Consider the following 9,770-nt stretch of genomic DNA (forward strand, 5'->3'; position numbering starts at 1 on the left):
TTGCCGGTATTTCGGACGAGCCCCGAAGGGGAAAGCCGGAAGAGACGGGCCGAACGGGGGAGGGGAGCGCACGAGGCACCGGGCCTTGACTGGAGAGCCCCGCTACGAGAATTTACACAAACGAAACCTCGCGCCCGCCCCTTACGCCGCCGAACCCGATAGGCTAGAGAGACAAGGAACAGACACCCGGTGCTCGCACCCCGCAAGGATGCGCCCCGACGCACCGGCACCCCAAGCGAGAGGCCACCCATGGACCGCCAACAGGAATTCGTACTGCGCACCATCGAAGAACGCGACATCCGCTTTATCCGCCTCTGGTTCACCGACGTAGTGGGAACCCTTAAATCCGTCGCGCTCGCACCCGCCGAGGTTGAAAGCGCCTTCGACGAGGGCCTGGGCTTTGACGGCTCCTCCATCGAGGGTTTCTCCCGCGTCTACGAATCCGACATGCTACTGCAGCCCGATCCCTCCACCTTCCAGATTCTGCCCTGGCGTGGTGAGGAAGACATCACCTCCCGCATGTTCTGCGATGTGCTCACCCCCGACGGCGAAGTCAGCGCCTCTGACACTCGCGGTGTGCTCAAGCGCGTGCTCAACAAGGCCGCCGAGATGGGCTTCACCTGCTACACCTCGCCCGAAATCGAGTTCTACCTGCTGGAGTCCTCCAAGCTCGGCGCCGACGGCTTCCCCGTGCCCGTGGACCACGAATCCTACTTCGACCACACCCCCGGCGGCATCGTGCAGGAATTCCGCCGCAAGGCCGTGACCATGCTCGAAGAGGTCGGCATCTCCGTGGAATTCAGCCACCACGAAACCGGCCCCGGCCAGAACGAAATCGACCTGCGCCACGCCGACGCCCTGCAGACCGCGGACAACGTCATGACCTTCCGCACCGTCGTCAAGGAGGTCGCCTACTCGCAGGGCATGTACGCCACCTTCATGCCCAAGCCCTTCACCAAGTACGCCGGCAGCGGCATGCACACCCACTTCTCCCTCTTCGAGGGCGACACCAACGCCTTCTTCGAGGCTGGCGCCGAGTACCAGCTCTCCAAGACCGCGCGCCACTTTATCGCGGGCATCCTCAAGCACGCCCCCGAGTTCACCTCGGTGACCAACCAGTTCATCAACTCTTACAAGCGCCTCTGGGGCGGCGGCGAGGCACCCTCCTACGTCTCCTGGGGCCACAACAACCGCTCCGCCCTCGTGCGCGTGCCCCTGTACAAGCCGAACAAGATGCAGTCCGCCCGCATCGAGTACCGCGGTCTCGATTCGGCCTCCAACCCCTACCTGGCCTACGCCGTGATCCTGGCTGCCGGTCTGAAGGGTATCGAAAACGAGTACCCGCTCATGCCCGCCGTGACCGAGGACCTCGCCGCGATGACCAACGCCGAGCGTCGCGCGATGGGCTACAACCCGCTGCCCGCATCCCTGCGCGAGGCCATTAACATCACCGAGGAATCCGAATTCATGGCGGAGGTCCTGGGCGAGCAGGTCTTCGACCACTTCCTGCGCAACAAGCGTGCCGACTGGGATCTGTACCAGGCGCAGGTGACCCCCTACGAGCTCAAGTACAACCTCGGAATCCTCTAAATTGAGTGACTGCTGACGGATCAGGGCGGTACCCGCTACCGGTGACGTACCGGCGGGTACCGCCCGCAGGCCTATCAGCTGCACCTATCAGCTTCACTTTTCGCTGCCGATTTTTACCGCCGAATCTTTACTCCCCACCCCACGGATTTCTACCCACAGTTCTCACGCTATGACTGACAGCTCACACTACCCGCCCACCGGGCTGATTCGCATCGTCGACCCGGCCAAGGAACCCAAACCCATCAGCGATATCGCCCCCGAGGTACTCGACGAAGCCCAGCGCGCCGAAGCCGAACGCAAGGCCCAGCTACGCCTGCGCACCCGCATGATTGCCGCGGGCTTCCACGACCCCTCCAAAGCCGAACGCTGGCTCAACGCCCCCGAGCTGGCCTCGGTCTCGCAGGATGCGCTCCTGAGCGGCCTGCGCCTCTCGCCCTCCCCGGACACCGCGCTACCGGCCCTCGTACGCCTCATCGAGAAGCACCCGGCAGTGGCCGAGCGCGCCAACCGCGGCGAAGAAGAATTCGGCATGTACCGCATACTCGGCGCCTCCCAGGCGATTGGTGATTTCCTCTACCGCCGCCCCGAGCTCATCGACCCGCTCTTCGACACGCAGGTGTACCCGGCCGAGAGCGCTCTGATTCGCTCCCAGCATCCGGCCTCGATTCTGCCGGAGACCGACGGGGAATTCCTAACCCCCATCGCTCCGCTGGACACCCCCTACCGCCACGATATCCTCACCGCCCTGGGCGCCGACCCGCACGCGGAGCGTCCGCGCGCGGCCGCCGAACAGACCGGCAAGGACGGCTACGTGACCCTGCGCGTGGCCTACCGGGCCGCCCTAGCGCGCATCGCCATGATTGACGTGTGCTGCGAAGACCCGGTAGAGATGATGCCGACCATCGGCCGCCACCTCGCCGATTTGGCCGCCGCCGCGCTGGAGGGTGCGCTCGCCATCGCGCGCACCGAGGTGGCGGAGGGGCTGGGCCCGGGCCTGGCGGCTCCTCGCCGCGGTGAGGCTGTGGACGCCCTGGACCTGGCGATTATCGGCATGGGCAAGTGCGGTGCCCGCGAGCTGAACTACATCTCCGACGTCGACGTGGTGTACGTGGTTGCGCCCGTTGAACCCGGTACTGCACCTGCCGCCGCGCCCAATACCGGTGCGGAGGGGGAGAGCGCCCCGCTCAAGCTCACCGAGAACGAGTGCGTCACCATCGGTACGGAACTCGTGCACGCCCTCACCCGCGCCATCATGGGCCCCGCGCCCGAGCCCGCCCTCTGGGAGGTCGACGCGAACCTACGCCCCGAGGGCAAGGACGGCCCGCTCGTTCGCACTGTCGAATCCTACGTTCAGTACTACAAACGCTGGGCGGAAAACTGGGAGTTCCAGGCGCTTCTCAAGGCGCGTCCCATCGCCGGTTCGGCGCAGCTGGGCGCCCGCTACACCCGTGCGATTGACCCCTTCGTCTGGGAGTCTGCCGCCCGTGAATCCTTCGTGGAATCCGTGCAGGCCATGCGAGCCCGCGTGACCGACAATATCCCCTCGCACCAGGTGGACCGCCAGATTAAGCTGGGCCCGGGCGGCCTGCGCGATATCGAGTTCACCGTGCAGCTGCTACAGCTCGTGCACGGCCGCACCGACCCCGCTGTGCGCACCAAGTCCACGGTGGATTCTCTCGCGGCGCTGACCGCCGTCAGCTACATCAGCCGCACCGACGCCGAGGCGTTCAGCCGCGACTACAAGAAGCTGCGCGTGCTGGAGCACCGCATCCAGCTGCAGCAGCTGCGCCGCACCCACCTGATGCCCGAGAAGGAAGCTGAACAGCGCGCCCTGGCCCGCTCGATTCTCTCTCCGGAACGCAACGGCACGCTCTCTGCCGAGCAGATGCTCAAGGCCTGGCAGAAAATTAAACGGAACGTCCGTTCGCTCCACGAGCGAATCTTCTTCCGCCCGCTGCTCGCCGCCGTCTCCACGCTCAGCCGCGACGAGGTGGTCCTCAGCGAACAGGCGGCACAGGACCGTCTGGCCGCCCTCGGCTACCGCGACCCGCGCGGGGCCATGCGCCACATCAAGGCCCTCACCACGGGACTTTCGCGCAGTGCAGATATTCAGCGGCACCTCATGCCCGTGCTGCTGGGCTGGTTCGCCCGCGGTGTGGACGCGGACGCCGGCCTGCTCGGATTCCGCATCGTTTCCGAGTCGCTCGGTAGCACCAGCTGGTACCTGCGCATGCTCCGCGACTCGCCGGCCGCCGCTGAGCGCCTGAGCCAACTACTCTCCAGCTCGCGCCTCATGACCGACCTGCTGGAGGATGCCTCCGCCTCCATCGCCTGGCTGGACAAGGTCGACGACCTCAAACCGCTGGGGGAGGAGGCCCTCGAATCCGAGATTTCCTCGTTGCTGGCGCGCCACGAGGACGCCGCCGAGGCGATGCGCGCCGTGCGCTATCTGCGCCGCCGCGAAACCCTGCGCACCGCCATGGGCTGGGCGCTGGGCATCGTCGACATCGAGGACACCTGCGCCGGCCTGGCCGCCATCGACGAGTGCACGATTGACGCGGCGCTGCGGATTGCTCTGCGCGAGCTCCAGAGCACCGCGGAAGAATCCGAAGCCGGGGAGACGGCGGGGGAGCAACTACTCACTCGCATCGCCATCATCGGCATGGGTCGCCTGGGCGGGGCCGAGAACGGCTTCGGCTCTGACGCGGATGTCATGTTCGTACATGAACCTCTCGAAGGGGTCGACGAGGACGCCGCGCAGGAACAGGCCGCGCGCATCGTGAACCGCACCCTCGCCCTGCTCAAGCAGCCCGTCAAGCCCCCGATTCGCGCCGAACGCCCCCTCGAAGTGGACGCCGACCTGCGCCCCGAAGGCAAGCAGGGTGCCATCGTGCGATCGTTGGACTCCTACCGCTCCTACTACGAGCGTTGGGCCGAAACCTGGGAGTTCCAGGCGCTCACCCGCGCCCGCCCCATCGGCGGCGACCCACAGCTCGGCGAGGCCTTCGTGGAGCTCATCGACCCGTACCGCTACCCGGCAACCTTCACGCCCGAGCAGGTGCAGCAGATTCGCCGCATGAAGGCGCGCGTGGAGAACGAACGCATGCCTCACGGCGCCGACCGCACCCGCCAGCTCAAGCTGGGCCGCGGCGGCCTGTCGGACGTTGAGTGGCTCGTGCAGCTGCTGCAGCTGCGGCACGCGCACGCGGTGCCGGGCCTGCGCACCACCTCCACGCTGAAAGCGTTGGATGCGGCGGTCGAGGCGGGCCTGGTCACCGCCGAGGACGCCGAGGTGCTCAGCGGCGCATGGTTGCTCGCCACGAAGATTCGCGGCGGCAACGTGCTACGCGGCGTGCGCCAATCCGACACCCTGCCCTCGGGTCGCGCCGACCTTGAGGCCATCGCGCGCTGGTGCGGATACCCCGCCGGCAGCGCCCGCGCCCTCGAAGAGGACTACCTGCGCCAGACCCGCAACGCCCGCAAGGTCTACGAGCGGCTCTTCTTTGACGAGGCCTAGAAAGGAACGAATCCTAGAAAAACCAGCCTGATATTTTCGTTGCTGCGGTTTTCATATGGGAGGGGCGAGGAATCAAAATTGGTTCCTCGCCCCTTTTACGCGCCCCGCAGAAGTCTTTCGAGGTGACAGAATTTTCCGCGAGTGTTCCGCATCGAGTGTTGGTGAGGGCAGAACGGCTCCGGCCTCGAAATGCATAAATGTGACTGGCGCCATGAAAATAAATTTTGTTGACCCCCGTCGAAAATGAGTCAAAATGCCCTGTTTTAGCCCGGAATTTCGCGGAACGCGGGGTGTTGTGCGAAGGATTTGGCAAACACTCAAAAACCCCGTATAGTATTTACCTGTCAGCACGACGGAGCGAAAAACTCCAACGGAATGATTCAAATTGAATACGCTGATATGCGGTTGTAGCTCAGTTGGTAGAGCACCACCTTGCCAAGGTGGATGTCGCGAGTTCAAGTCTCGTCAACCGCTCGTAAGGACTCCAAGAGTTCGAACGCGTTCCCCTCGGGGAGCGTATGCGGTGAGGTGGTCGAGTGGTTAGGCAGCGGCCTGCAAAGCCGTGTACGCGGGTTCGAATCCCGTCCTCACCTCGCAACAAAACATCCGTTTTGTGAGCGCGATTGGCGCAGCGGTAGCGCGCTTCCCTGACACGGAAGAGGTCACTGGTTCGATCCCAGTATCGCGCACAAAGGAAAACCCCTTAGCTTTACGGCTAAGGGGTTTTGTGTTTAACTTTTTAGTTTCTTTGTTTGCGGAGGGACGGTGCTCCTCAGCTGACTTGTGTTTGTTCTGGAGGCGGTGCTCCGTATATTTCCTCCGCGCCGTCGCAGGGAACCCGCCCTCGCTTCGCTTCGGGCACCCTGAGGGCGCTTCCGGAAAATACGCTCACCCCGCTCCGTGTCCCCGATGTTACGACGGAGGGCACCATCCCTCCGCCCGCATGTAAAACACTCAGCTCCAGTTCCGTAAAAGGGCTAGGCTTGTGTGCGCGATACCGGCATAACGAACTTATGGGGGAGGGGCTGTCGCCTTCTCAGCCTTTTGCTGGCTCCGCCAAGCCTGTTTTGTGACGCTCGCCCCGCTCCGTGTCCCCGATATCACGACGGAGGGCACCATCCCTCCGCCCCGTAGGAAAAACACTCGACCCCGGTTCAGTAAGGGCAGGGCTTGTGTGCGCGATACCGGTATAACGAACTTAAGGGGGAGGGGCTGTCGCCTTTCTCAGTCTTCTGCTGGCTCTGCCGGGTCTACATTTGTAGGGCGTGCATCTTACACACTTCCTCCGCGCCGTCGCAGGGAACCCGCCCTCGCTTCGCTTCGGGCACCCTGAGGGCGCTTCCGGAAGGTGTAAGTCTGCCGCCGAATCTCTTCAATCGCTCACCGATACGACCAAAAGCTTTGCGCACCGCCCCTACCTCCGATACCCTAATGGAGGAAATCTACACTCACAGATACACCGCCGTATCGCAAAGGAACACCCGTGAAATCCTTCCTCAAAGGGTTCGGCATCTTCTTCGCCGTATGCCTCGTCTTCTCCCTCTGGTACGTCATCCTCGGCGCCTTCATCATCGTGCTCATCCTGGGCATCATCCTAACCATCCGCAAAAACCGGTACTTCGCATCCCCCGAATTCCAGATGCACCGGCAACGCACCGCCACGCTCGCCAGTGAATACAACGAAATCGCCAGCTACGTGCACGACATCTACACTCGCGGAATCTACGAACTCGGCACCTCCACCAACGGTATGTACGGTCACCTCGCCACCGTCGAGGCTCAGCAACCCAAAACCTGGCAGACGCTGCTGCGGAAGAAAACTGATGAACGTCCCCCGCACATCTATAAATCCTCTGAACAGGTCGTTCTCGAAGCTGAACGGGATCCCATCGGCAGCCTCACCAAGTACTTCCACATCGAAGCCGATCTGCAAACCCTCAAAGACGTGCAGCGCCTCTCCGACGATATCGCGCGCCTCGAAACCGCCGTCGACAACGTGCGACGCCGCGAAGACGACATGATCGCACACATCAACCCGCCCCCGTTCATCATCAAGCAGTACGCCGACGAGTTCTGGAAAAAACTCAACGTCTACCACGTGGGGCTGAGCGTGCCGTACCCCGTCTACCGATTCGAATACACCTCAGCAGATGGTAAAGAAAACCGTGCCGTCACCGTCACCCTCGACACTCCGACCCTAGACGCGCTCTCGGAAACTCTCGAACGCAAAATACGCTGGGCATGGCCCGAAGGCGGCGAACGCACCCTCATGACCGCGCAGCTACGCCAACGCATCAAAGAACGCGACAACTACACCTGCCAAAACCCCGGATGCGGCAACTCCATCATGCGTGAACGAATCCTCGTCCTGGAGGTTGTTCACAAGGTTCCGCTGTCTAACGGCGGCAATAATGAGCCCGAGAACCTGCAGACCCTCTGCTGGCGTTGCGTGCGCGGACGGAACCTGCGGCTCGCATAAAGCCGCGCCTTCCGAAAGCGACATCAGGGTGCCCGCCCGGGCGCTCTCCGCAGCGAAGCAAGGAAGAGCGGAGCGTCCGGGTGCGGCGGGTTCCCCTGCAGGAGCGCAGGAAGAGGGTGGCGCGAGGCAGCCAAGAGCTCCCATACTGTGCTCGAGCTAGGGGTTTATGTTAAGGCTGAGGTTAAGGGTATTCTTTTGAACGGCGCCGAGTTTCTTTCCAAAGCAAGCAATTCGATGCTTGCTTGGATTCAGATACCGTCGCGCCGCACACCACCTAATATTTTCCTCATCCTAAAGGGCATACCATGTCTTCATCCCTGACCCGCCGCAAGCTTGTCGCGGGCGTAGCCTGGGCGGCACCGGTCGTCGCGGCATCGGCAACCGTTCCGTCCTACGCGGCATCCGTTGCCGCAGACTGTACCCTGGCGGCCAGCCCTGCCTACAGCATCTCTGGCACCGACGAGGGCGCCAAGACCGTCAAGACATTCACCGTCCCCAACAACGTCTACAAGCTCCGCTTCGAGCTGGTTGGCGGCGCGGGCGGTACCAACAACCGCATGACCCCGGCGGGTTCCGGCGCGAAGGTCACCGGCGTTGTTGCGGTTACCCCCGGATCCACCGTGCAGATCGTGGCAGCTGCGGGCGGCATCGGCGACGGTTCGCTCACCCCCACGGCCGGCGGCGAAGGCTACGGCAACGGCGGCTCCGTGCCCGCCTACACCATCCCCGCCAGCGTCACCGCGCAGGTGGACGCAAAGTACGCTGACCCGGCAAACTCCAAGAGCCAGGTCTACGCCGCATCCGGCGGCGGCTCCTCCGCACTGCTCATTGACGGCACCGTGGTTGCTGTCGCCGGCGGCGGTGGCGGCGCGGGCATGACCAGCTCCGGCGTGTCCTACGCGGACCCCTGGTACTCCAACCTCGACGGCCAGATCGATGCCGGCGTGGCGGCCCTCGGCTCGGATGCATCTCCGCAGTTCGACGCAGCGGGTAGCGCCTCCGCGGCGGCAGGCTCCAACGGCACCCCCGGCTACGAAATCTACAAGGCTGAACGCTCCAAGGTGCTGACCTACAACTCCGGTTTCGGCGGCGCAGCGGGCGTGGGCGGTGCAGGCGGCGCGGCAGGCACCCTGCCGGCAAGCGGCCCCACCATCGGCTTTGAAACCACCAACAGCCAGGTGCTGTTCAGCCAGTTCGTCGCCGGCAACGCGGGCACGAGCGGCTTCGCTGGCAACGGCGGCGACGGTGCGGGCGCGTACTCCTACCAGCTGGATGAGAATCCCGCCAGCGTGCACGAGAAGGGCACCTACGAGGACCGCAGCTGGGACCTGGACATCTACAACGACGAGGGCGCGTACGCACAGAACTTTAACGGCTACCAGTCCGTGGTGTCCGGCGGCGGCGGCGCGGGCTACGGCGGCGGCGGTTCCGGCGCGGCACAGTCTGTCTCCTCGATTGTGCTGACCCAGAAGTGGCTGAACAGCCCGACCGGCGTGCGTCAGGGCATCGGCTACACGATGCAGGGCGGCGCCGGTGGCGCGGGCGGCTCGTACCTCGCCCCGTCGGTGAGCGACGGCGCCATCGCCTCGGCCGAGAACGCGCCGCAGTGGATGCACGACCGCGGTAACGGTTCGGTGACGGTGACCTTCTGCGAGGCTGCCGCCTAAACGCTTCTCCCGCTGAGAGGCGGTGTTCGTCCTCGCTCCTACACGCGTATAGGTGCGCCGCATGTTTCCTCCGCGCCTACGCAGGGGCACCCGTCACCCGGACGCTCCGCCCTCTCCTTGCTCCGCTGCGGAGAGCGTCCGTGTGACACCCTGAGGGCGCTTCCGGAAAACACGGCTGCACCTGTAACGCAAGCAAAGAGCCCCCACACGAGGTGATGAACTGCCTCCCGTTTCTTGGACAACGAAAATAAAGTCCAAGAAACAGGAGGCTTTTCATGTCTATAAATCTGGGGCTAAGGCATGACCGTTTGCTCCGGGAGCAAGCAGCGCAAATGTTTGAGAAGGGATTTGGCTGTCGTTTGACCGCCAGGAAGCTTGGTGTGTCTGCCGCGACTGTGAGAGAGTGGCAGAAAATGTACCGCGTCATCGGGAAGGGCGGGCTTCTTGCCATGGGAGTAAAACACACCAAATACGACTACGAGACCAAGGTCGCCGCAGCGGCGGCTGTAGTTGATGG

General features: G+C 63.8%; 5 protein-coding genes and 3 tRNA genes. All 8 read left to right on the plus strand.

The features are described 5' to 3' along the window. Positions 1-249 precede the first annotated feature (249 nt). Positions 250-1,590, plus strand: coding sequence for a type I glutamate--ammonia ligase (gene glnA / locus ADJ95_RS03645; RefSeq protein WP_049332678.1), 1,341 nt, complete (start codon positions 250-252; stop codon positions 1,588-1,590). 169 nt (positions 1,591-1,759) lie between these two features. Beyond that, positions 1,760-5,107, plus strand: a complete 3,348-nt coding sequence (locus ADJ95_RS03650; protein ID WP_192830502.1) for a bifunctional [glutamine synthetase] adenylyltransferase/[glutamine synthetase]-adenylyl-L-tyrosine phosphorylase — start codon at positions 1,760-1,762, stop codon at positions 5,105-5,107. Positions 5,108-5,508: 401 nt separating this feature from the next. After that, positions 5,509-5,581: transfer RNA gene (locus ADJ95_RS03655), tRNA-Gly, on the plus strand. Between the two features lie 48 nt (positions 5,582-5,629). Then, positions 5,630-5,700: transfer RNA gene (locus tag ADJ95_RS03660), tRNA-Cys, on the plus strand. A gap of 24 nt (positions 5,701-5,724) precedes the next feature. Further along, positions 5,725-5,796: transfer RNA gene (locus tag ADJ95_RS03665), tRNA-Val, on the plus strand. Between the two features lie 794 nt (positions 5,797-6,590). After that, positions 6,591-7,586 carry an HNH endonuclease gene (locus ADJ95_RS03670; RefSeq protein WP_049332680.1) on the plus strand — a complete coding sequence of 332 codons (996 nt, stop codon included), beginning with the start codon at positions 6,591-6,593 and terminating at the stop codon, positions 7,584-7,586. A gap of 305 nt (positions 7,587-7,891) precedes the next feature. Further along, the gene (locus tag ADJ95_RS03675) at positions 7,892-9,253 is read left to right on the plus strand and encodes a hypothetical protein (protein ID WP_049332682.1); all 1,362 of its coding nucleotides are present in this window, start codon (positions 7,892-7,894) and stop codon (positions 9,251-9,253) included. A 275-nt stretch (positions 9,254-9,528) separates the two neighbouring features. Next, positions 9,529-9,770 (plus strand): helix-turn-helix domain-containing protein (locus ADJ95_RS09415; RefSeq protein ID WP_049332684.1); only part of this gene is annotated, 242 nt, incomplete at its 3' end.

The organism is Rothia mucilaginosa (assembly GCF_001061665.1).
GTDB classification, from domain to species: domain Bacteria; phylum Actinomycetota; class Actinomycetes; order Actinomycetales; family Micrococcaceae; genus Rothia; species Rothia mucilaginosa_A.